Genomic DNA, 21,223 nt, shown 5'->3' with positions numbered 1-21,223 from the left:
TAGGGTTAGCATGCGATGAAGCCGTAGCGTTAAGGGGGCGACATGGTCTGGTGGTGGTGGATTATTCCGGCGATCGTCGGCGCGGCAGGTGTCATCTTTCTGTTCAGCGGACTTGGGGCATTTTTTCGGGGCAAATTCCTGAGCGGTGGCCTTGGGGCCATCGGCGGCGGGGGCCTGGCCGCAGCTGCGGCGATCGCGGCCCTGCTGGGCATGAACATCCAGACCTACGCCCGGCTTACCCATGAACGGCCCGTGGCCACGATCCAGGTCAAGCAACTGGGGCCACAGTATTTCGAGACGACCGTCATCCAGCCGGCGGCGGGGGATGCCAACGTTCCCGTCACGACCGTCTACCCCCTGCACGGCGATGAATGGCGGATCGAGGCCCAGGTCCTGCGCTGGAAACCTTGGGCCACCGTGCTGGGCCTCGATACCCAGTATCGGCTGGACCGCCTGTCGGGACGCTACCGGTCGATCCAGCAGGAACGCGAGGGCATCCGCAGCGTCCATGACCTGAGTGGCGGAGACCAGCCCGATGCCCTGCCCTGGAGGATCAGCGCCTGGGATACGGCCCGCCGCTATCGCCGCTATGTCGATGCCGTCGACACCCTGTATGGCGGCGGGGCCTATATGCCGATGGCCGATGGCGCGGAATATGAGGTCTGGATCACCCAGTCCGGTCTCGTGGCCCGGCCGACGAATGAGGCGGCGCGTCAGGCCTCGTCCGAAGGCTGGACCGAGGTCAACTGACCGGACGCGTCAGACCTGTCCCAGCGTCCGTAGGCGCGCGCGCGGGTGGATTTCGTTCTGGCTCATAACGACCGTCTGACCGCGGAAGCGTTCGATGATCGAGCGGACATAGGGCCGCACCTGGGGCCCGGTCAGCAGCACCGCCGTCTCGCCGGACATGGCGGCTCTCTCGAACACATCCCGCACGGCGCGGATGAAATCCTGCAGGCGTGACGGGGCCATGGCCAGCTGCTTGTCCTCGCCCTGTCCCACCAGACTCTCGGCAAAGGCCTGCTCCCATTCGGGCGACAGGGTTACGATGGGCAGGGCCCCATCGTCGGCCTTGTGCTGCCAGCACAGCTGACGCGCCAGACGGCTCCGGACGTGTTCGACCAGGGTGGTCACTGAACTGGTGTGGGGGGCGGCTTCCGCCAGTCCCTCCAGAATGGCGGGCAGATCCCGGATCGAGACCTTTTCCTTGAGCAGGGCCTGCAGGACCCGCTGCAGGGTGGTGACGGTCACCGAGCCGGGGATCAGGTCCTCGACGAGCTTCTTCTCCTCGCCCTCCAGACCGTTCAGCAGCTTCTGCACCTCGGCATAGGACAGCAATTCGGCCATGTTCTCCTTCAGGATTTCCGTCAGGTGGGTCGTCAACACGGTCGAGGGGTCGACCACCGTGTAGCCGCGGAAGGTCGCCTCCTCGCGCAGGGACTCGTCGATCCAGGTGGCGGGCAGGCCAAAGGCCGGTTCCTTGGTGTGTTCGCCGGGCAGTTCGACCTGGCGGCCCGCCGGGTCCATGGCCAGCAGTTGCCCAAGACGAACCTCACCTTTTCCGGCGTCCATCTCCTTGATCCGGATGGCATAGCCTTGGGTCCCGAGACGCATGTTGTCGAGAATGCGCACGGCCGGCATGACAAAGCCGTACTCCTGCGCCAGCGACCGGCGCAGCGCGCGGACCTGATCGGTCAGGCGACGGCCTTCCAGGTCGTTGATCAGGGCCAGCAGGGAATAGCCCAGCTCGATCTTGACCTCATCGATGTTGAGGGCCGTCTGGATAGGCTCCTCGACGTCCTCGCGGGGTTTGGCCGACTCCGCCGTCTCAACAGGTGCCGGTTTCAGGCGTGCCCGACCCAGTCGCCAGGCCATGAAGCCGGCCCCGGCCGCCAGGGCGAAAAAGGGCAGAAGCGGCATGCCCGGGATCAGGCCGATCAGGGCCGAGGCCGCCGCCACCATGCCGAGGCTGATCGGATTGGTGGCCAGCTGGCTGACCAGGGCCTTGTCGGCCGAGCCCTCGACCCCGGCCTTGGACACCAGAAAGCCGGCCGCGATCGAGATGATGATGGCCGGGACCTGGGTCACCAGACCGTCCCCGATCGTCAGCTGGACATAGGCCGAGGCCGCCTCGCCCATGGGCATGCCGTGCTGCAGGGTGCCGATCAGAATGCCGCCCAGCACATTTATGAAGACGATGATCAGCCCGGCGACCGCGTCACCGCGCACGAATTTCGAGGCACCGTCCATGGCGCCGAAGAAGGTCGACTCCTGCTCCAGTTCCTTGCGCCGGGTCTTGGCCTGGTCCTCACTGATCAGGCCCGACGACAGATCGGCGTCGATAGCCATCTGCTTGCCGGGCATGGAGTCGAGGGTGAAGCGGGCTGAGACCTCGGCGATCCGGGTCGAGCCCTTGGTGATGACGACGAAGTTCACCACCAGAATGATGGCAAAGACGATGATGCCGATGATGAAGCTGCCGCCCATCATCAGGGCCCCGAACGCCTCGATCACATGGCCGGCGGCGTCGCCTCCCTCGTGCCCGCTCGTCAGAACCAGCCGGGTCGAGGCCAGGTTCAGCCCCAGCCGGAACAGGGTCGAGACCAGCAGCACCGTCGGGAAGATGGCGAAGTCCAGCGGCTTCTTCATCATCAGAGCCGTCATCAGGATCAGCACGCTGGAGATCAGCGAGATCGCCAGCAACATATCCATCAGGAAGGCCGGGATCGGCAGGATCAGCAACAGGATGACGCCGATGACGCCGACGGCCATGCCGACCTCGCCGCGCGCGATCCAGCCCAGCATGTCCCTGCCCGAAGGCCGGGCCATGCCGTCCTTCATCATGACGGGGGCGTCCGTCATGCGAGGGTCCCCAACGCCCGCCGGACGGCCTCGGCGATGACGGCGTCACGGTCTGTTTCCCGGGACGACCGGCCCGCGTGGTAATAGACTGCCACGGGCAGTGCCGTGCCATCGGGAGCATAGATCACGCCGATGTCGTTCGTCGGGCCATAGCCCCCCGTCCCGGTCTTGTGCGCTGTGGTCCAGCCCGAAGACAGCCCGGCCTTGATGCGACCCGGGCCGGTCGGCGTGTCAAACATCCAGCCCTTCAGCTTCGTGATCGAGGCATCATCCAGGGGTCCGCTCGGGCGTGAACCGTCATCCCGGTTGACCAGAAGCGCGTAAAGATTGGTCGCGGCGGCGCGGGGCGAGGTCGTGTCCTTGTCGCCGTCCAGCCGGTTCATCTCGGGTTCCCAGCGGTCGACCCGGGTGACGGTATCGCCAAGGCTTCGATAGAAATCCTGCATGCGTGCAAGCCCGCCCATCTCGCGCAGCAGCAGGTTCGCAGCGGGGTTGTCGCTCAGTTCGACCGTCCCCTTCATCAGAGCCTCCACCGTCAGTGTGCCACCCACCGCGGGCTCGGTGGCGGGAGCGTGGTGCGTCATGTCGGCGGCGGTGACAGCGATCTCGCGGTCCAGTCGTTCCTCGCCCTTCTGGATGCGCTCAAGCGTCGCCGCGGCGAGAAAGGCCTTGAAGGTCGAGCAATAGACAAAGCGCTCCTCGGACCGCCACGACAGCAGTCGATAGTCAGGCGTGATCAGGCCGAACCCGAGGCGACCCCCGAAGCGGGCTTCCAGATCCGAGAGGTCGAGCGCCTGTGCTTCCGGCAGGAACCATTCCACGGTTTCCTTGACAGCATCGGCCTGCGCCTCCGGACGCTGGCAGGCCACCAGCGGCAGGGCCGCCATACCCGTAAGAAGGCGTCGGCGATCCACGCGCGCGCTCCTCAGCCGACAGCGGCGGAAATGCCCGACTGGGGCGCCGGGATGGGCGTGCCTTCGTCGGCGTATTCGTTCAGCTTGTTGCGCAGGGTGCGGATCGAGATGCCCAGAATGTTGGCGGCATGGGTGCGGTTGCCGAGGCAGTGACCCAGGGTGTCGAGGATCAGGGTCTTTTCCATCTGCGCCACGGTCTGGCCCACATAGGCGCGGGTCACCGCATCGGCCGTCTGGGCGGCGCGACCGGCAGGGCCTGCATCATAGACGGCCCCGGTCAGGGGCTGGCCGTCGGGCAGGCGGATGGCGTCGGCATCGATCTCAGACCCCTGAGCCAGAAGCACGGCGCGGTGCATGGCGTTTTCCAGCTCCCGGACGTTTCCGTTCCAGCGATGGGCCATCAGGGCGCGGCGCGCGTCGGCCGAGATCGGACGGACCGGCACACCATTCGCGGCCGCATATTTCCGCACGAAAAAGTCAGCCAGCGCGGGGATGTCGCCCGGGCGCTCGCGCAGGGACGGCAGGCGCAGATTGACGACGTTCAGCCGGTACAGCAGGTCCTCGCGAAAAGTGCCTTCCGAGACCGAGCGGGCCAGGTCGCGGTTCGAGGTGGCGATGATGCGGATATCCACCTTGACCGGGGTCGTGCCGCCGACGCGGTCGATGACGCGCTCCTGAAGCGCGCGCAGCAGCTTGGCCTGCAGCCGCACATCCATCTCGCTGATTTCGTCCAGCAGCAGGGTGCCGCCGTCGGCTTCCTCGAACTTGCCGACCCGGCGGGCCACGGCGCCGGTGAAGGCACCTTTCTCATGGCCGAACAGTTCGGACTCGAGCAGATTGTCCGGAATCGCGGCGCAGTTGACGCTGATGAACGGCTTGTCGGCGCGACGCGAGTTCTGGTGCAGATACCGGGCCATCACCTCCTTGCCGACGCCGCTTTCGCCGGTGATCAGGATCGAGGCTTCCGAGCGGGCGACCTGATCCGCAAGACCGATCACCGCCTTCATCGACGGATCGGCCGAGATCAGGGGGCGGTCGTCGTCGGCCACCGCCGACAGGACCGCGGCGATCAGATCCGCCTCGGGCGGGAGAGGGATGAACTCCTTGGCCCCGGCGCGGATGGTGGCGGCGGCATCGTCCGGCCCCGCATCGACGCCGCAGGCCACGACCGGCACATGGATGCGCTCGGCCTCATTGGCGGCGATCAGGGCGGCGATGTCGATGCGATAATCGACCATCAGCAGGTCCGCGCCCTGCCCCCGTCGCAGCTGTTCCGTGGCCTGATCGCCCCGCTCGACGTGATGCACCTTGGCCCCGTGGGCCATGGCCATTTTCACGGCCGAGGCCAGTTGCCCGCTCAGTCTGCCAACTACCAGAAGCCGCATGGGTCTTCTCCTCTAAATCTCACTGCCGGTCGCCAAACTCAGGCGCCCGTGTCCTCGGTCTTGATGATTTCCGTCATGGTCACGCCCAGGCGGTCCTCGACCACCACCACCTCTCCACGCGCGACCAGCCGGTTGTTGACGAAGATGTCGATGGCCTCGCCCACCTTGCGGTCCAGCTCCAGCACCGAGCCACTGGTCAGCTTCAGCAACTGGGCGACCGACATGTGCGACTTGCCCAGCACGGCCGAGATGTTGACCGGCACGTCGAATACCGGGGCCAGGTCGCTGGCGGACTTGTCCAGGCCATCCTCGGTCGGCACGGGCATGACCCCGTGATCGAACTCTTCAAGCGGCAGATTGTCAGCAGTCATGGGGTCATCCCTTCGGACGATTCGGCGGTATCGGGGGTCTGGTCAGCGGCGAGCGCGCGGGCGACCGCGGCGGACAGTCGGGTGAAGGCTTCTTCGGGATCAAAGGCGGCGCGGCCGTCGGTCCATTCCAGCTCAAAGGCGGCCTGCGTCGCGCCCGGCTGGTCGCGAAAGCGGACGGCCCCCGCATAACCTACATTGGCGCACAGCGTTTCGATCTCGGCGCGCCCGGCCTCGTCCAGACCGGCCATGGCGATCACCAGACGGGGCGAGGCGTCGATCTCGCGGCCCAGTGCCTCCAGCGCCGCCTGCACGGCGGCACGGGGCAGACGATCCAGAGCGGTGAAGGCCAGGGCACGCCCGGTCGCAAGGGCCAGGTCGGCGGTCTGTTCGCGATAGGTCTCCACGACACCGGCCAGTCGCGGCAGGTTGGCGGCCAGGGCTGCGCTCAGGTCGGCAATGGCCAATGATCTGCGGCTGTCGACCTCGGCAAGCGCCTCGGCATGTCCCTCGCTGCGGGCCCGGGCAACCAGCGCCTCCACCTCGGCCGGCGAATAGGCGCGCTTGACCGGTTGCCAGTCCGTGGACCGCACGACCGCACCCGAGGCGTCGAACTCGGTGTCGAAGACAAAGGGACGTGAGAGGGCGGGAGACGGGGTCATGTCAGTAGATCAACTCGTCATCGCCGCCCTGGCCCACCAGCATGATCTCGCCCTTGGCGGCGAGATCCTTGGCAACCTGAACCATGGCCATCTGGGCGGAATCGACGTCCTTGAGGCGCACCGGCCCCATCGACTCCATGTCCTCGCGCATGATCTTGGACGCCCGCTCGGACATATTGCCGAAGAACAGTTCGCGCAGGGATTCAGAGGCCCCCTTCAGGGCCAGGGCCAGTTGGTCCTTTTCGACCGCGCGCAACAGCGTCTGGATGCCGCCGGGATCCAGCTTGGCGAGATCCTCGAACACGAACATCAGGGCCCGGATGCGCTCGGCCGCCTCGCGGTTGCGCTCTTCCAGGGCACCGATGAAGCGGGCCTCGGTCTGACGGTCGAAACTGTTGAAGATGTCCGCCATCATCTCGTGGCTGTCGCGCTTCGAGGTACGCGCCAGATTCGACATGAATTCGGTCCGCAGGGTCTGCTCGATCTTGTCGAGGATCTCCCGCTGGACCGGCTCCATCCGCAGCATCCGCTGGACGCACTCCATGGCGAAGTCCTCGGGCAGGGCCGTCAGCACGCGTGAAGCATGGTCCGGCTTGATCTTGGACAGAACCACGGCGACCGTCTGGGGGTATTCATTCTTCAGATAATTGGCGAGAACGGCCTCGTTCACATTGCCCAGCTTGTCCCACATGGTCCGGCCGGCGGGACCGCGGATCTCCTCCATCAGCCCTTCGACGCGGTCGGGCGGCATGAAGGACGACAGCAGCTTCTGGGTCTGCTCGAAGCTGCCCATGACCGCGCCCGAGCCGCTCATGCCCGAGACGAATTCAAGCAGCAACTCCTCGACCACAGTCGAGCTGACCGTACCCAGCGCCGCCATGGCCTGGGAAATCTCCTTGATCTCGTCCTCGTCCAGACCCTGCCACAGGCGGGTATGCTCCTCGCCGAGCGAAAGCAGTACGACGGCCGCCTTTTCGGGGCCGGTCAGCTTGCGGACATCCTCGACCGCAGCCTTGCGCGTGACCATCCGGGCCGCCATCAGCCTTCATGCACCCAGTTGCGGAGGATCGAGGTCGATTCCTCCGGGTGGCGCTCGACGAACTCCGAGACCTTCCTGACCGAAGACGCCTTCACCTGTCCTTCGATGCGGGCGATATCCAGACGTTGTTCCATGTCGGTCGGGCCGGCCAGCTGGCCCACCGCCGCCTGGCCCGAAGCACCGACGGGCGTCGTCTGAAGCGGGGTGACGCCCACCCCGCCCGCGAGCGCCGGAGCACTCCCCCCGCCGCCACCGGTCGTGGCCTTCAGCAGCGGGCGAAGCACGAACAGGATCAGCAGTACGCCGGTGATCAGCAACACCAGCAGTTCGATACCGCGCATCATGTCGTTCTTGGTGAAGTCGAACAGACCACCCCCCGCCTCGGTTCCCCCATTCGGAGCAACCTCGCGATTGAAGGCGACATTGCTGACCCGGACGATGTCGCCGCGCTCGGCGCTGAAGCCGACGGCGGCCTTCACCAGCTCCTCGATCTCGGTGATCTGTTCGGGCGTGCGCGGCGCATAGGTTGGCTCGGCCCCGTCAGCCCCCGGCGTCCAGACGCCGTCAACGGCGACCGCCACGGCCAGCTTCTTGACCTCACCCGGTTCGCGGACCGTCGTGGTCAGGGTGTTCGAGATTTCATAGTTGGTCGTTTCGGTCTCGTCCGTGCGGGTCGAGCCCTGGGCAGAGATCCCCGGCGCTTCGCCGCCCGGGATGTTCTGGTCGGCCCCCACCCCGCCCAGGGGCTGGCCGGTCGTATCCTGAGAATTCGAGCCATTGATGGCCATGGAGCGCACCACCTGACCATCCGGGTCAAAGCGCTGCTCCTGGGTCGTTGACCGGCTGTGATCGATCTCGGCGGTGACCTGGACGCGCGCGGCACCGGGACCGACGATGCCCTGAACCACGTCCATGACCCGCGCCTGCAGCTGGGCCTCGGTCGTCGCCTTCATCCGGTCCGCGCTCGCTCCCGAGAAGCCGTCCTCATCGCCGCCCGCCGCCAGGGTGCGGTTGGTGTCGTCCATGACGGTGACCCGTGTGGGCTTGAGGTTCGGCACGCTGGAGGCGACCAGAGAGCGGATCCCCCGGATCTGATCGGCGGTCAGGTCACGCCCCCCGAGGCCAACGACGACCGAGGCGGTCGGCTCGGCCGCCTGGGCCTGAAACAGGGCCCGCTCGGGCAGGGCGATCAGCACACGGGCCATGGTAACCCCGCGCAGGGTCATGATGTTGCGGGCCAGCTCGCCCTCAAGCGCGCGCTTGGCATTCAGGTTTTGCTGGAATTCGGTCTGGCCCAGCACCGACTGGTTGTCGAAAATTTCGTAGCCGACCGAGCCGCTGGTCACGATCCCCTTGCCGGCCACCAGCATGCGGGCCTTGCCGACCTCGTCCCGGCTGACGAAGATGGTCGAGCCGTCGCCGCGCGACGAATATTTGATGCCGGCCGTGTCCAGCGCCGAGGTGATCTCGGACGCCTCGCGCAGGTCGAGGTTGGAATAGAGCAAGGCGTCAGGTGCCTGGCCGATGCGCAGCATCAGGACCACGAGCACCGCCGCGACTCCGGCAGCCACACCCGCCAGGGCGGCCAGCCGCCCGACCCCAAATCTCTGCAAAGCCCCTGAAAAGCCGCCCACGCGCGCCCCAACACCCCTACTTACAGGCGACACGCCCGCTAGGCAGAAAGTGCCGCCCGCATGGTAAACGGCGCGTTAAGAGGCGACAGGGATTACTGAATTAGCCGTGGCCGGATCACGCGATCAGGCCTCAGGCCGCGCGGGCCCTCACCTTTTCGTCCGCCGCGGCCTGAATACGGGCTTCAGCGATGGCGTCGGCCACTTCGTTCGTCGGACGCTTCTCACGGTCGGAGCGTTCCAGGACTTCCTCCAGCGTCTCCATCAGGCGGGCCAGCTTGCCCTCCACCCACGCCGGGTCGTATGCGCCGCCGCTGTTCCGGGCCGCCATCTCCGAGGCGACGTTGATGATGCCGCCGCCGTTGACGACATAGTCGGGCGCGTACAGCACCCCGCGCTCGAACAGGATGCGACCGATCTCTGGCGTGGCCAGCTGATTGTTGGCGGCCCCAACAATGGCCCTGGCCGAAAGACGGTCCAACGTTTCGGGGTTCAGCGTCGCTCCGAGCGCGCAAGGAGCATAGATGTCGGCCTTGACGTCATAGATGGCGTCGGGGGCCACGATCTCGGCGTTGTTGCGGGCCGCGACCTCTTCCAGCAGGGCGGTGTTGACGTCGGTCATCACCAGTTTGGCCCCGGCCTTGTGGAGCTTGTCCGCCAGATAACCCCCGACGTGTCCTATGCCCTGCACCGCGACCGTCAATCCGGTCAGATCGTCCTGCTTCCACAGGCGGCGCGCGACCGTCAGGGTCGAGCGGAACACGCCTTCGGCGGTTACCGGGCTGGGGTCGCCCGAGCCCTCCTTACCGCCCGACAGGCCGACGACGAACTCGGTTTCCTTGCGAGCCTCGGCGATGTCCTCGACCGAAACTCCGACGTCCTCGGCCGCATAATAGATGCCGCCCAGGGTGTTGATCGCGCGACCAAAGGCCTGGAACAGTTCCGGAGTCTTCTGGGTGCGGCTGTCGCCGATGATGACCGATTTGCCGCCGCCCATTTCGAGATCCGCCACGGCATTCTTGTAGCTCATGCCCCGCGACAGACGCAGCACGTCCTCAAGCGCCTCGGCGGCCGTGGCATAGTTCCACATGCGCGTGCCGCCCACCGCCGGACCACGCGCCGTCGAGTGCACCGCAGCAATTGCCTTGAGGCCAGTCTTTTCGTCATAGAAGGCGTGGACGCCCTCATGGTTCGAGAACGACGGCGAATCGAACAGTGTCATGCCCTTTGCGAGCCTTTCCTGGGTATTTTTGTTGCGGGGCTGATACGCGGGTTACAGACCCGGGGCAAGCGTGACCTTACGCAGGGTCACCCGGCTACCGCAGCGGAATCGGCCCGGCGCCGGACGGCAGGACCGAGGATGCGTCCTTCAGCCACGCCTCGACGTCAGCGAACACCCGCACGGCCTGAAGATCACGGTTCAACAGATGGTAGCCGTCCTCGTAAAAGGCGGTGCGCAGCCCCGGCATTGCCCCGGCCCGCCCGAGCGCCTGACGCACGGCCTGATCCGGCACAAGGTCGTCCCGGGCACCGTAAAGAAACAGCGTGGGCACATCGACATCGCCCAGTCTCTGCCCGGCCGCCTCCATCAGATCCACGAGGCCGTACAGAACATCGAACCGGGTCGAGAGCGTCTGCGCCGGATCGCGACCGCTGCGGATCAGCTCCATCAGATGATCCGAGGGCAGAACCCGGTCGGCGGCCCAGGCGGGCGGCTCGACCGCCAGATCGCCAAAGGTCCGGGCCGCAGCGAACAAGCTCAGCCTGTACAGCAAGGGTTGGCTGGACCAGCCCCACACCGCCGGTGCCAGGAGGATCAACCGGTCCGCATCAGGCGGGGTCTCTGACGCAAAGGCCGTAATCCCCACGGCACCCCCCATGCTTTCCCCGGCCACCGCGATCAGGGCGTCCGGATGGCGCGCGCGGACCAGCGTAACCACCTGCTCCAGATCGTCCGCCATCAGCCTCCCGGGCCACACGCCCCGCCCCGGCGCATCGCCAAAGCCGCGCTGGTCATAGGCATAGGTGGCGATCCCGCGCTCAGCCCACCATGGTCCGGCCAACCGGAAGGCAGCGCGGCTGTCGTTGATGCCATGCAGGGCCACAATGACCGCCCAGGGCTCCGCGTCGGGCGGTGCCCAATGAAGGGAGGGCAGCACCGCTCCATCGCGCATGACGAAGGCGGCACCCTCGATCCGGGCCTGTCCATACTGGTCAGGAGGCAATAACGCCCGCTGGACATAGGGCGCGGCACACCCTGACAGAACCATAGCCGAAATCAGAGCCGCCCAGAGTCGCATCATCGGTTCAGAATGCCCCGGACCCGTTCGCGAAGATACGGGACCACCTCGGCTTCGAACCAGGGGTGGCGGGTCAGCCAGGCGGTATTGCGCCATGATGGATGCGGCAGGGGCAGCACATCGGGCAGGTGGTCCCGCCAGTTCCGCACGGTGTCGGTCATCCCGCGATAGCAATCCCCCAGGGCCCACGCCTGGGCATGGCTGCCCACCAGCAGGGTAAGCTCAACCTGGGCCAACGCCTTCAGCAGAGGGTCCCGCCAAAGCTCGGCACAGCGGGCCGGAGGCGGATAATCGCCCCCCTTGGGACTCGTGCCGGGATAGCAAAAGGCCTGGGCCGCGACGCCGATCCGCTCATCGCCATAGAAGGTCTCCGCATCCACGGCCAGCCAGGCGCGCAGCCGGTCTCCCGAGGGGTCGGTGAAGGGCCGCCCGCTGTCATGCACCCGGCGCCCGGGCGCCTGGCCACAGATCAGCAGACGGGTGTGTTCCGATACCATGACCACCGGTCGGGGCTCATGGCCGAATGTGTGCGCACAGGCACGGCACCCGGCGATCCCGGCCAGCAGCGCGTCCAGATCAGTCCGCATCGTCCGGCGCGGCGGTCCGGGCCTCGATCAGCTGCTGGGCCTCCTCGGCCGTCGGCAGACGCAGCCGGATCACGCCCTTGAAGCTGGAGGGATCGACCGGCTTGCCCTTCTTAGTGATCATCAGACGCCCCTGCCGCATCAGGCCCAGGGCGGTGGTACGCACCCGCGGCAGCATCCGCTGCCATTGCTCAGGCTGCACGGCCTTGGCCACATCCGCCGGCTCGATGCTTTTGCCTGGTCCCAGGGCAGCCAGTTTTTCGTAGATTGTTTCTTCGATGGGGTCGCTCATTGCCCCTATATGCTGCATTGCGGGGGGAAGAAGAAGGCTGAGGATCATATGGTCGCCAAGATCACCGTCACCGAGGGCGAGTTCGCGGGCTGGCAGACCTACGACCTGCATGGCACCTTCGATCAGGTGGTCGGGCCCTTCTACTTTCGTCCCGACCCCGATGGCCGGATGCGTTGCGCCTTTCGCGCCGAGGCCAAGCACATGAACGCCGGCGGCCGTATGCACGGCGGCTGCCTGATGACCTTTGCTGACATCGCCCTGTTCCAGGCCGCCTATCAGGAGATGGAGGGCGCGTCGGGCGTGACCGTACAACTGGATTCGACTTTCATCGACGGTGCGTATGTCGGCGAACTGGTCGAGGCGACCGGCGAGGTAATCCGCGCCGGCAAGAGCCTGATCTTCGTGCGGGGACAGATCAATGCCGGTGAGCGGGTGCTGATGACCTTCTCGGGCGTCATCCGGAAATTCAATACGCGCGACTGACCGGCCTCGGTCACGGCGCTGGTGTCCCTGACCGTGCCGCGCCTGCCGGCCGCTCGCAGAACCGTGATTCAGGCGTGATTGGTTGGGGATTTCCCCGGCTGCTAGGCCGGTTCCCATGACGACTGCTGAAACAGGCCCGCCCGGGGACACCCCAATGCCCGGTGGCCGCTATATCGCACTCCGTCCGGGGGACACCGCGCCGTGGTTCCGGCAGAGATCGACCAGCCGCGACGACCATGTATTCGACACCGCTGCCGGGCGCTGGATCGTGCTGGGCTTCATCGGCAGCACGGCGGATGCGGCCGGACAGAGGGTCCTGACCTGGCTGCAGGCACAGCGGCCCCTGTTCGACGATACCCACATCGCCTTCTTCGGCCTGACCCAGGATCCCCGTGATGAAGCGCGTCTGAAAGCCCGGCTGCCGGGAATCCGGTGGTTCTGGGACTTTGATCGTTCCGTCGCCCGCCTCTATGGCGCTGCCCCCGATTCCCCCCATCCGGATCCGGCGATCGAGCCGTTGAGGCGGTTCTGGACGATCCTCGACCCCTCCCTTCGCGTGAAGGCCATCATCCCCTTCGCCGAAGGCGGAACGGACCTTGAAGCCCTGCAGGTCCTTCTGTCGGATCTGCCGCCGGTCAATCATGCCACGGGCATTGCCGGGTTTGCCCCCGTCCTCTACCTGCCGCAGATCTTTGAACCGGAGCTGTGTGCCCGCCTGATCCAGACCTATGACAAGGCTGGCGGCGCCTTGTCCGGCGTCATGGTCCAGCGCAACGGGCGTACGAAGCTGGTGACCGACCCGGGTCACAAGACCCGCCGCGACGTCCTGATCGAGGACCCGGCGCTGATCGCCGCCACCCCGAGCGTATCCACCGGCGCATCCTTCCCCAGATCGAACGCGCCTATCAGTTTCAGGTCACCCGGATGGAACGCTACCTCGTGGCCTGTTACGACGCGACCGATCAGGCGCATTTCCGCCCCCACCGGGACAATACCACCTCCGGCACCGCACACAGGAGGTTTGCCGTCTCGATCAATCTCAATGCCGATTTCGAGGGCGGAGAGGTCGGCTTTCCGGAATATGGCCCCCAGACGTATCGCCCGCCGGTCGGGGGGGCGGTCGTGTTTTCCTGTTCCCTGCTGCACCAGGTCACGCCGGTCTCGCGGGGGCGACGCTACGCCTTTCTGCCGTTTCTTTACGACGAGGCCGCCGCCACGATCCGGGAGGCCAATCTGACCCGGCTCGACCTGTAGGTCAGGCCCCTGCCCTGGCCGCCGGACGGGCGCGGCAGGCGTCCAGCCAGCGGTTCAGGTTTTCCAGCTCGGCTGGCGGGCGGTATTTGATCAGCCTCGCGAAATCCAGCCCGACCACGGCGACGATGTCGGCGATGGTGAAACGGTCCAGAGCGAGGTAATCCCGTCCGTCGAGGTGGCGATCCAGCGTCTTCATGAACCGCTCGGCGGCGACGCGGTTGTAGTCCGCGACCTGGGGCTGGGGCGTGGCTTCCAGCACGGCCAGAGCCGGGTGGGTAAAGCGCACCGTCAGCATCACCGGATTGGCCAGATAGAATTCGCAGCGCCGGGTCCACATCTCGACGATCGCCTGCTCACGGGCGTCGATCCCGAACAGGTTCGGCTCGGGATAGAGGGATTCCAGATAGCGGCAGATAGCCACCGACTCGGAGATACAAGTGCCGTCGTCGAGTTCCAGCGCGGGAACATGCGGCACGCCGACCTTGGCGCGATACTCCGGGGTGCGGTGCTCGCCGGCCAGCAGATCGACCTGCACGACCTCGATGTCCTCGATACCCTTTTCGGCCATGACCCAGCGCACCCGGCGGGGATTGGGGGCGCGATGCGAGGTGTAGAGCTTCATGGTTCGATCTCCGGTTTCAGCCGAATATGGCGTCGGGCATCAGGCCCACAACCGAGGCGGCCATCAGGGTGGCGAGAAAGCCGGCGAACAGGGCCTTCCAGATCAGGCTCAGCACCTCCTGGCGGCGATCGGGCATCAGCACGCTGAGACCCGTCACCATGATGCCCACCGAGCCGATATTGGCGAATCCGCACAGGGCATAGGTCATTAGCATCCGGGTGCGGTCGCTGATGTCGCCGACCGGAATCCCGCCCAGCTCGATGAAGGCGACGAATTCGGTCAGGGTCAGCTTGACCCCCAGCAGCCACCCGGCCTTGCCCGCTTCGGCCCATTCGACGCCGGTCAGCCACGCCACCGGCATGAACACCCAGCCCAGCAGCCTCTCCACGGTGACCGGCCCGTCGAACAGCCACAGCCCCCCCATCATGAGGTTGGTCAGGGCCACCAGGGAGACGAACACGATCAGTACCGCGGAGATGTTCAGCACCACCATCAGTCCGTCCGACGTGCCCTTGACGATGGCGTCGATGGCGCTGTCGTACTTGAGCGCAGAGTCATAGTCGGCGTGGGCCCCGCCCTGACCGGGCGTCTCCGGAACGATGACGCGCGCCAGCAGCACCCCCGCCGGTGCCGCAATGATCGAGGCCACCAGCACATGGCCGGCGGCGTTCAACATCACTGGAGACAGGATCGCGGCATAGGCCACCATGGTCGAGCCCGCCACCGTGGACAGGCCGACCGTCATCATCAGGAACAGTTCCGACCGGGTCAGCTTGTCCAGATAGGCGCGGATCACGATCGGGCTCTCGATCATGCCCAGAAAGATGTTCGCCGCCACCGCCAGGGCCGACGCCCCTCCCAGCCCCATGGTGCGCTGAAACAGCAGGCCGAACCCAAGGGTGATCCACTTCAGGATCTTCCAGTGCCAAAGCAGGGCCGACAGAGCCGAGATCACCAGGATCAGCGGCAGAACCTGAAAGGCGAAGGTGAACAAGGCCCCGTCGTTGGTCACGGCATAGGGTTGGTCGCCGCCGGCCAGATAGCCGAACACAAACTGCGTCCCGCGGCTGGTCGCGGCGGCCAGGCCGGCGACAGCGCCGCTGATCGCCGAGAGCAGCCTTTCGGAGCCTGGAATGGCGAACAGGGCCAGCACCAGCGTCGACTGCACCGCCACCGCGCCCAGCGCCAAACGCCACGGAAAGCGCTTGCGGTCCTCGGACAGCAGCCAGCAAACGGCGACGATGACGATCAGACCCAGCGCGCTCTGGGCATTCAGTGTCGTGAACATTGGCACTCCCCGGCCGCGCGATGTGCTGCGCCCCGTATCGCTTGAACGCCAGCCCACGCGAACTGGCAAGGGGCGGTTTGATCCTGGCCCCAGGAGTCGTCAGGTTCAGACAGGCTTGCCGGGCCGCATACCGTTGATAGTCTGCATCCGGTCTGGGGGAGGCACACACCATGGCGGGTTCCGAGCGGCTTTTCGGCGGGTGGGGCAGGGTCATGAGGGGCTGTCTGGTCACACTGGCCACGGGCCTCATGGCGCTGACCGCGCTTCCGGCTTCGGCCCAGGACCCGATCCGGCTGGGCGGAGAGGTCCAGGGCCGGCTCCAGGCCGGCGACGCCCAGCTGACGTCAGGCGAATATGTCGACGTCTATGTGTTCGAGGGGCGCGCCGGCCAGCAGGTGACCGTCCGGATGTCGTCCAGCGACGTCGATTCCTATGTGATGATCCGAGGTCCGTCCGGCTTTGCCGAGTTCAATGACGATCGTGACGAGGGCGATGTCGATTCCCAGCTGACGGTCCGACTGCCGGCCAGTGGCCAGTATCGCATTCAGGCCACCACCTTCGCGCCCGGCGAAAGCGGTCGCTACACCCTGAGCGTTCTGGAAGGCGTCGGCCCCCCGATTTCCGCCCAGGGCGGTGGCCGTGCGCAGGAAGGCACCGCCAACGCCGGTCAACTCAACGGCTCTGATGAAACCATCTCCAGCGGGGAATATGCCGACAGCTGGTCGTTCACGGGCACGCCGGGCCAGACCTATGTGGTGCGACTGAACTCGGCCGAGTTCGATCCCTATCTGATGGTGCGGGGCGTCGGGGTTCAGGAAGACAATGACGACGACCAGACCGGGCGCGGAAGCCGCAACAGCCGCATTCAGTTTGTCATGCCCGACACGGGTGAAGTCTCGATCATCACCACCAGCTATGAAGTCGGCGAAACCGGTGCCTACACACTGATCCTGGAAGAAGCGGGCGGCACCACCGCCATAGCCGCAACCGGCGGGTCCATTGTGCGCCCGGGCCAGGCCGTGACGGGACGGCTGGACGTCGGCAACGACACCTTGCGGTCCGGCGAATACATGACCGTTTATACCCTGCACGGTCAGGCCGGAGATCACATCGAGGTCACCCTGCGATCGGACCAGTTCGACCCCTATCTGTTCGTGCAGGGCCCGGGCGACTTCGCGGTCGCCAATGACGATGACGAGACCGGCGAGGACGGCGTCAACAGCCGTCTGGTCCTGACCCTTCCGGCCACTGGCGAATACCAGATCGTCGCCACCAGCTATCAGCCCGGCGAAACCGGCACCTATCGCCTGAGCGTGTCAAGCAGCGACGCCGGCAGTGTCCAGACCGCTGTCTCCCCCCGCGCGGGCAACAGCTTCGCCGGCGGCGTCTCCCTGTCGGGAATGCTCTCAGGCAGCGATGAACAACTGACCACCGGTGAATATGCCGATCGCTATGTGATCACGGGACGGCGCGGGGAAAGGGTTGCCCTGGACCTGCAGTCTGATGCCTTTGACACCTATCTGATGCTGCGTGGCCCCGGCGATGCCTCGGCGGACAATGACGACGGCCCGGACGGCACCAACAGCCGGATCGACATGATCCTGCCGGCCGACGGCGATTACACAGTTTCGGTCACCAGCTACGGCCCCGGCGAGGTCGGCCCCTACAGCCTGACGGCCGGCCTCAGCCTCGGCACCCCGCGTCAGGCCGGCGTCCGCGGGGGTCCTCGCGTGTTTGCCATCATGGTCGGCGTTTCCGACTATGGCGGCTATGCCTCGGACCTCGCCTACACGGCCGATGACGCCCTGAAGCTGGCCGAGGCCCTGCGGCGTGAAGGCGTACTGAACCCGGCCAGTATCGTGCTGACGGACGCTGACGCCACAGTGGGCGGCGTGCGGCGGGCCTTTGCCGAAGTTGCGGCCCAGGCCGGTCCCGATGACATCTTCCTGTTCTTCTTCTCGGGCCACGGCTCGCAACAGTCGGTCGCCGTCAGCGGCAATGAGCTGGACGGGCTGGCCGAGACCATCGTTTTGCGCGATGGCCAGATCACCGACGCCGAAATGGCCGAACTGTTCGCCAGCCTCGACACCCGCCTGTCGCTGATTGTGCTGGACAGCTGCTTCTCGGGAGGCTTTGCGCGAAACGTCGTCAATCGTCCCGGCGTGATCGGTCTGTTCAGCTCGGAAGAGGATCTGACCAGCCAGGTAGCCGTCAAATTCCAGGCCGGGGGCTATCTGTCCCACTTCCTGCGCACAGGCCTGACAGGCGAGGCCAACTATGACGGCGACGACCTGATCACCGCCGGCGAGCTGACCACCTATCTGCGGCGCAAATTTGCCTCGGAGGTCATGGACGTCCAGACCCAGACCATGGACGGCCAGCGCAGTTACCAGCACCTGGTGGTCGAGCGGGGCGGCGTGCAGGTCGACGATGTCGTCATCCGCATTGGGCGCGGATAGGGATCAGGTGCGCCGCACCAGGCGGGAATAGGTCTCCATCAGGTCGAGGGTCATGGAACCCGGAGTGAAGCGATATTCGCCGATCTCGCTGACCGGGGTGACCTCGACCGCAGTGCCGGTCAGGAAACACTCGGAGAAGGTGGACAACTCCTCGGGCCGGATATGGCGTACCACGACCTCGATGCCCTTCGACTCTGCCAGGGCGATCACCGTCTGGCGGGTGATGCCATCGAGAATGCCATCGATCGGCGGCGTATGGATTACGCCGTCCCGCACGAAGAAGACGTTGGCCCCGGTGGCCTCGGCCACATAGCCGCGCCAGTCCAGCATCATGGCATCGGCATAGCCGCGCTTCTCCGCGGCCGTCTTGGACAGGGTGCAGATCATGTAGAGACCGGCCGCCTTGGCCGCCGAGGGCGCCGTCATGGGGTCAGGCCGGCGCCATTTGGCCCATTCCAGACGGATGCCCTTCGCCTTGGTCTCCGGGTCGAAATAGCTGGGCCAGTCCCAGACGGCGATGGCCACGTGGATCTTCGTCTTGCCGGCCGAGACACCGACCTGCTCCGGACCGCGATAGGCAACAGGCCGTACATAACAGTCGCGCAGCCCCATTCGCTCGCACGTCGCCTTGCAGGCGGCGTCGATCTCGGCCACGCTGTACGGAAGTTCGAAGTCCAACAGCTCGGCCGAGCGGCGCAGGCGCTCGCTGTGCTCGGTCAGCTTGAAGATTTCGCCATCGTACATACGCTCACCCTCGAACACCGACGAGCCATAGTGCAGGGCATGGGTCAGAACGTGCGTTTTCGCGTCGCGCCAGGGCACGAAGTCGCCGTCCATCCAGATCCAGCCGTCACGGTCGTCGAAAGGAACGAAGGCCATTGAACAAAGTCTCCCTTAGCTGTGCGCAGGTTAGAACCTCCGGGGTCGCTCAGGTCAACGTTCTCGCCGGGGAGAGCCTGAAATGAGTGGCGCAGACGGGCGTTCCCACGGGCGGTCGGGCCCGGTCGCGGGGGCCGGTTCGGGACGGCACCTGCTGATCGTCGATGACGACGACCGGATTCGCGAGCTGCTCAAGGAATATCTGGCGCGCGAGGGCTATCGCGTGACCGGCGCCGCCCACGCGGCCGCCGCCCGCCGCCTGATGGAGCTGATCGAGTTCGACCTGATCGTGCTGGACATCATGATGCCCGGCGAAAGCGGCCTAGACCTGACCACCTGGGTCAGGAGCAAGGCCGAGACGTCCCAGACCCCCGTACTGCTGTTGACCGCGCGCGGCGAGTCCGGCGACCGCATTGAGGGCCTGTCACGCGGGGCCGACGACTACATGTCCAAGCCCTTCGATCCGCGCGAGCTGGCTCTCCGGATCGATGCCATCCTGCGTCGGACCGGCGGCAAGCCCCTGACTCCGCGTGAGATCAAGCTGGGCGACGCCGTCTTTGACATGGAGCGGCTGGAACTGATGCGCGGGGGTCGCCCCCAGCGCCTAACCGAGGCCGAGGCCCAACTCCTGAAAACCCTAGCCATTCACGCCCATGCCCCGGTCGAGCGCATGGCCCTTTCGCCCGATACCGCCGATATCACCGGCCGCGCCGTCGACGTCCAGGTCACCCGCCTGCGCCGCAAGCTGGAGGTCGACCCCAAGAATCCGCGGTATCTCCAGACCGTGCGCGGCGTCGGCTATATGCTGGCGCCGGACTGACGCGCGGCGAGACGGGCCCGTTCCATGAAACTTCTCCCGTCCACGGTCTGGACACGCTTCCTCAAGCGCCGACTGCCGACCTCCCTGTGGGGCCGGTCCCTGCTGATCATCGTCCTGCCGGTCCTGGTCATGCAGGTATTCGTCACCTGGATCTTTTTCGACGCCCACTGGCAGACCGTGAATGCCCGACTGTCCGAGGGACTGGCCGGGGACATCGCCTGGGCCGTCGACACCTACGTCGACGACCCCACTCCCGAAGCCCTCGAAACCCTGGCTGACCGGGCCGAGCGCACCCTTTCGCTGTCGATCGCCTGGCAGGATGACAAGGCGCTTCCCGAGAACGTTCGGCGCGGTCCCATCGGGGTCGTCGACCGGGCCCTGGAGGCGGCCCTCGACTCGCGTCTCGACCGGCCCTTCTGGTTCGATACCACCCGATATCCGAACTATGTCGATATCCAGGTCCAGATCGATGACGGCGTGATGCGCATCATCGCCCCGCGCGAGCGGGCCGTGGCCACCCAGGCGCACATCTTTGTCGTCTGGCTGTTGGCCGCCACCGTGCTGCTGATGTCGGTCGCCATCCTGTTCATCCGGAATCAGGTCCGGGCCATCGAGCGCCTGGCCGCCGCCGCCGAAGCCTTTGGCCGGGGCGAGACCCGAGAGCGGTTCAAGCCGCACGGCGCGCGCGAGGTCCGGGCCGCCGCGCGCGCCTTCTTGGACATGCGCGATCGCATTCAGCGCCATATTGACCAGAGGACCGCCCTGCTCGCCTCCGTCAGCCACGACCTAAGAACCCCGCTGACCCGCCTGCGGCTGGAATTGGCCCTTGCCCCGCCGTTCAAGCGCGCCTCGGCCATGCAGGGCGACCTCGATCAGATGGAGCATATGATCGACGAATATCTGGCCTTCGCCCAGGGCGAGGCGGGCGAAGCCAGCGAGGCCCTTTCTGTCTCTGAGCTGCTGAGCCAGGCTGCGGACGATGCGCGCCGGATCGGCGCGACCGTCGAGGTGGACGCACCCGCGACCCTGACCGTCAATGTCCGCCCCCTCGCCTTTCGGCGGGCCCTTGCCAATCTGGTCGGCAACGCTGCGGCGCATGGCGATACGGTGCGATTGTCCGCGCGGCGTCTGCCGTCCGGCGGCACCGAGATCGCCGTCGAGGATGATGGGCCGGGCATTCCGGAGGACATGCACGAAGAAGCCTTCCGCCCCTTCTCCCGCCTCGACGCATCCCGCAACCAAAACCGCAAGGGTGTCGGCTTGGGCTTGGCCATCGCCCGCGATGTCGCGCGGGGGCACGGCGGGGACATTACTCTGGATCGCAGCGCGCTGGGCGGCCTGATGGCGCGAATTCGCCTTCCGGGTTAATATGGGCTCTCAC

General features: G+C 66.2%; 20 protein-coding genes. 6 read left to right on the top strand and 14 right to left on the bottom strand.

From position 1 onward, the window contains the following. The first annotated feature begins 42 nt into the window (after positions 1-42). Positions 43-750 (top strand): hypothetical protein, encoded by a 708-nt coding sequence (locus IBJ06_RS02225; protein WP_292156887.1) that lies wholly within the window; start codon positions 43-45, stop codon positions 748-750. Between the two features lie 9 nt (positions 751-759). Here the strand turns inward: IBJ06_RS02225 and flhA are convergent, their stop codons facing one another. The 11 genes from flhA to IBJ06_RS02170 form a co-directional block, all read right to left on the bottom strand. Further along, complete coding sequence (gene flhA / locus IBJ06_RS02220) at positions 760-2,844, bottom strand: flagellar biosynthesis protein FlhA (RefSeq protein ID WP_292157270.1); 2,085 nt, start codon at positions 2,842-2,844, stop codon at positions 760-762. A 14-nt stretch (positions 2,845-2,858) separates the two neighbouring features. Further along, positions 2,859-3,776: a class A beta-lactamase gene (gene bla, locus IBJ06_RS02215; protein ID WP_292156886.1), complete on the bottom strand. Its 918-nt coding sequence runs from the start codon at positions 3,774-3,776 to the stop codon at positions 2,859-2,861. Positions 3,777-3,787: 11 nt separating this feature from the next. Further along, positions 3,788-5,161, bottom strand: a complete 1,374-nt coding sequence (locus IBJ06_RS02210; RefSeq protein WP_292156885.1) for a sigma-54 dependent transcriptional regulator — start codon at positions 5,159-5,161, stop codon at positions 3,788-3,790. A 38-nt stretch (positions 5,162-5,199) separates the two neighbouring features. Next, the gene (gene fliN / locus IBJ06_RS02205; protein WP_292156884.1) at positions 5,200-5,532 is read right to left on the bottom strand and encodes a flagellar motor switch protein FliN; all 333 of its coding nucleotides are present in this window, start codon (positions 5,530-5,532) and stop codon (positions 5,200-5,202) included. After that, positions 5,529-6,191: a flagellar assembly protein FlbE gene (locus IBJ06_RS02200; protein WP_292156883.1), complete on the bottom strand. Its 663-nt coding sequence runs from the start codon at positions 6,189-6,191 to the stop codon at positions 5,529-5,531. The genes fliN and IBJ06_RS02200 overlap by 4 nt, the downstream gene beginning before the upstream one ends. A gap of 1 nt (position 6,192) precedes the next feature. Beyond that, positions 6,193-7,230, bottom strand: a complete 1,038-nt coding sequence (fliG, locus tag IBJ06_RS02195; protein ID WP_292156882.1) for a flagellar motor switch protein FliG — start codon at positions 7,228-7,230, stop codon at positions 6,193-6,195. Beyond that, positions 7,230-8,864: a flagellar basal-body MS-ring/collar protein FliF gene (gene fliF, locus IBJ06_RS02190; RefSeq protein WP_292156881.1), complete on the bottom strand. Its 1,635-nt coding sequence runs from the start codon at positions 8,862-8,864 to the stop codon at positions 7,230-7,232. Before fliF ends, fliG begins: the two co-directional genes overlap by 1 nt. Positions 8,865-8,994: 130 nt before the next feature. Next, a complete protein-coding gene (locus IBJ06_RS02185) occupies positions 8,995-10,083 on the bottom strand; it encodes a Glu/Leu/Phe/Val dehydrogenase (RefSeq protein WP_292156880.1) in 1,089 nt (362 codons plus the stop codon). 94 nt (positions 10,084-10,177) lie between these two features. After that, positions 10,178-11,131 (bottom strand): alpha/beta fold hydrolase, encoded by a 954-nt coding sequence (locus IBJ06_RS02180; RefSeq protein WP_292156879.1) that lies wholly within the window; start codon positions 11,129-11,131, stop codon positions 10,178-10,180. Between the two features lie 29 nt (positions 11,132-11,160). Then, positions 11,161-11,748 carry a uracil-DNA glycosylase family protein gene (locus tag IBJ06_RS02175; RefSeq protein ID WP_292156878.1) on the bottom strand — a complete coding sequence of 196 codons (588 nt, stop codon included), beginning with the start codon at positions 11,746-11,748 and terminating at the stop codon, positions 11,161-11,163. Continuing rightward, entirely contained in the window at positions 11,738-12,037 is a 300-nt protein-coding gene (locus tag IBJ06_RS02170) for a DUF3253 domain-containing protein (RefSeq protein WP_292156877.1), read from the bottom strand. Before IBJ06_RS02170 ends, IBJ06_RS02175 begins: the two co-directional genes overlap by 11 nt. A gap of 48 nt (positions 12,038-12,085) precedes the next feature. Between IBJ06_RS02170 and IBJ06_RS02165 the strand changes: the two genes are divergently transcribed. Next, positions 12,086-12,520 carry a PaaI family thioesterase gene (locus tag IBJ06_RS02165; protein WP_292156876.1) on the top strand — a complete coding sequence of 145 codons (435 nt, stop codon included), beginning with the start codon at positions 12,086-12,088 and terminating at the stop codon, positions 12,518-12,520. 924 nt (positions 12,521-13,444) lie between these two features. Next, a complete protein-coding gene (locus IBJ06_RS02160; protein WP_292156875.1) occupies positions 13,445-13,774 on the top strand; it encodes a 2OG-Fe(II) oxygenase in 330 nt (109 codons plus the stop codon). Position 13,775: 1 nt separating this feature from the next. Here the strand turns inward: IBJ06_RS02160 and IBJ06_RS02155 are convergent, their stop codons facing one another. Beyond that, on the bottom strand, positions 13,776-14,396 hold the full coding sequence (locus IBJ06_RS02155; RefSeq protein ID WP_292156874.1) for a glutathione S-transferase: 621 nt from the start codon (positions 14,394-14,396) through the stop codon (positions 13,776-13,778). Positions 14,397-14,412: 16 nt separating this feature from the next. Then, positions 14,413-15,684 (bottom strand): nucleoside transporter C-terminal domain-containing protein, encoded by a 1,272-nt coding sequence (locus IBJ06_RS02150; RefSeq protein ID WP_292156873.1) that lies wholly within the window; start codon positions 15,682-15,684, stop codon positions 14,413-14,415. A gap of 212 nt (positions 15,685-15,896) precedes the next feature. On the opposite strand from IBJ06_RS02150, the gene IBJ06_RS02145 reads away from it, so the two are divergent. Beyond that, a complete protein-coding gene (locus tag IBJ06_RS02145; protein WP_292156872.1) occupies positions 15,897-18,143 on the top strand; it encodes a caspase family protein in 2,247 nt (748 codons plus the stop codon). A 3-nt stretch (positions 18,144-18,146) separates the two neighbouring features. Here IBJ06_RS02145 and IBJ06_RS02140 read toward each other — a convergent pair whose 3' ends face one another. Continuing rightward, complete coding sequence (locus IBJ06_RS02140) at positions 18,147-19,022, bottom strand: branched-chain amino acid aminotransferase (protein WP_292156871.1); 876 nt, start codon at positions 19,020-19,022, stop codon at positions 18,147-18,149. 82 nt (positions 19,023-19,104) lie between these two features. On the opposite strand from IBJ06_RS02140, the gene IBJ06_RS02135 reads away from it, so the two are divergent. Both IBJ06_RS02135 and IBJ06_RS02130 read left to right on the top strand, forming a co-directional pair. Further along, positions 19,105-19,842 carry a response regulator transcription factor gene (locus IBJ06_RS02135; protein WP_292156870.1) on the top strand — a complete coding sequence of 246 codons (738 nt, stop codon included), beginning with the start codon at positions 19,105-19,107 and terminating at the stop codon, positions 19,840-19,842. A 24-nt stretch (positions 19,843-19,866) separates the two neighbouring features. Then, complete coding sequence (locus IBJ06_RS02130) at positions 19,867-21,210, top strand: ATP-binding protein (protein ID WP_292156869.1); 1,344 nt, start codon at positions 19,867-19,869, stop codon at positions 21,208-21,210. Positions 21,211-21,223: the final 13 nt, after the last annotated feature.

Origin of the sequence: Brevundimonas sp., assembly GCF_016742135.1 — a bacterium.
Taxonomy (GTDB): Bacteria; Pseudomonadota; Alphaproteobacteria; order Caulobacterales; family Caulobacteraceae; genus Brevundimonas.
Note: the sequence above shows the minus strand (reverse complement) of the source record. Positions and strands in the feature narration are given on the sequence as shown.

Excerpts from the sequence above, each read along its gene's own strand:
- IBJ06_RS02225 (WP_292156887.1), top strand. The coding sequence starts at position 43 with ATGGTCTGGTGGTGGTGGATTATTCCGGCGATCGTCGGCGCGGCAGGT.
- flhA (WP_292157270.1), bottom strand. The coding sequence starts at position 2,844 with ATGATGAAGGACGGCATGGCCCGGCCTTCGGGCAGGGACATGCTGGGC.
- IBJ06_RS02210 (WP_292156885.1), bottom strand. The coding sequence starts at position 5,161 with ATGCGGCTTCTGGTAGTTGGCAGACTGAGCGGGCAACTGGCCTCGGCC.
- fliN (WP_292156884.1), bottom strand. The coding sequence starts at position 5,532 with ATGACTGCTGACAATCTGCCGCTTGAAGAGTTCGATCACGGGGTCATG.
- IBJ06_RS02200 (WP_292156883.1), bottom strand. The coding sequence starts at position 6,191 with ATGACCCCGTCTCCCGCCCTCTCACGTCCCTTTGTCTTCGACACCGAG.
- fliG (WP_292156882.1), bottom strand. The coding sequence starts at position 7,230 with ATGGCGGCCCGGATGGTCACGCGCAAGGCTGCGGTCGAGGATGTCCGC.
- IBJ06_RS02185 (WP_292156880.1), bottom strand. The coding sequence starts at position 10,083 with ATGACACTGTTCGATTCGCCGTCGTTCTCGAACCATGAGGGCGTCCAC.
- IBJ06_RS02180 (WP_292156879.1), bottom strand. The coding sequence starts at position 11,131 with ATGGTTCTGTCAGGGTGTGCCGCGCCCTATGTCCAGCGGGCGTTATTG.
- IBJ06_RS02175 (WP_292156878.1), bottom strand. The coding sequence starts at position 11,748 with ATGCGGACTGATCTGGACGCGCTGCTGGCCGGGATCGCCGGGTGCCGT.
- IBJ06_RS02170 (WP_292156877.1), bottom strand. The coding sequence starts at position 12,037 with ATGAGCGACCCCATCGAAGAAACAATCTACGAAAAACTGGCTGCCCTG.
- IBJ06_RS02165 (WP_292156876.1), top strand. The coding sequence starts at position 12,086 with ATGGTCGCCAAGATCACCGTCACCGAGGGCGAGTTCGCGGGCTGGCAG.
- IBJ06_RS02160 (WP_292156875.1), top strand. The coding sequence starts at position 13,445 with ATGGAACGCTACCTCGTGGCCTGTTACGACGCGACCGATCAGGCGCAT.
- IBJ06_RS02155 (WP_292156874.1), bottom strand. The coding sequence starts at position 14,396 with ATGAAGCTCTACACCTCGCATCGCGCCCCCAATCCCCGCCGGGTGCGC.
- IBJ06_RS02150 (WP_292156873.1), bottom strand. The coding sequence starts at position 15,684 with ATGTTCACGACACTGAATGCCCAGAGCGCGCTGGGTCTGATCGTCATC.
- IBJ06_RS02145 (WP_292156872.1), top strand. The coding sequence starts at position 15,897 with ATGAGGGGCTGTCTGGTCACACTGGCCACGGGCCTCATGGCGCTGACC.
- IBJ06_RS02140 (WP_292156871.1), bottom strand. The coding sequence starts at position 19,022 with ATGGCCTTCGTTCCTTTCGACGACCGTGACGGCTGGATCTGGATGGAC.
- IBJ06_RS02135 (WP_292156870.1), top strand. The coding sequence starts at position 19,105 with ATGAGTGGCGCAGACGGGCGTTCCCACGGGCGGTCGGGCCCGGTCGCG.
- IBJ06_RS02130 (WP_292156869.1), top strand. The coding sequence starts at position 19,867 with ATGAAACTTCTCCCGTCCACGGTCTGGACACGCTTCCTCAAGCGCCGA.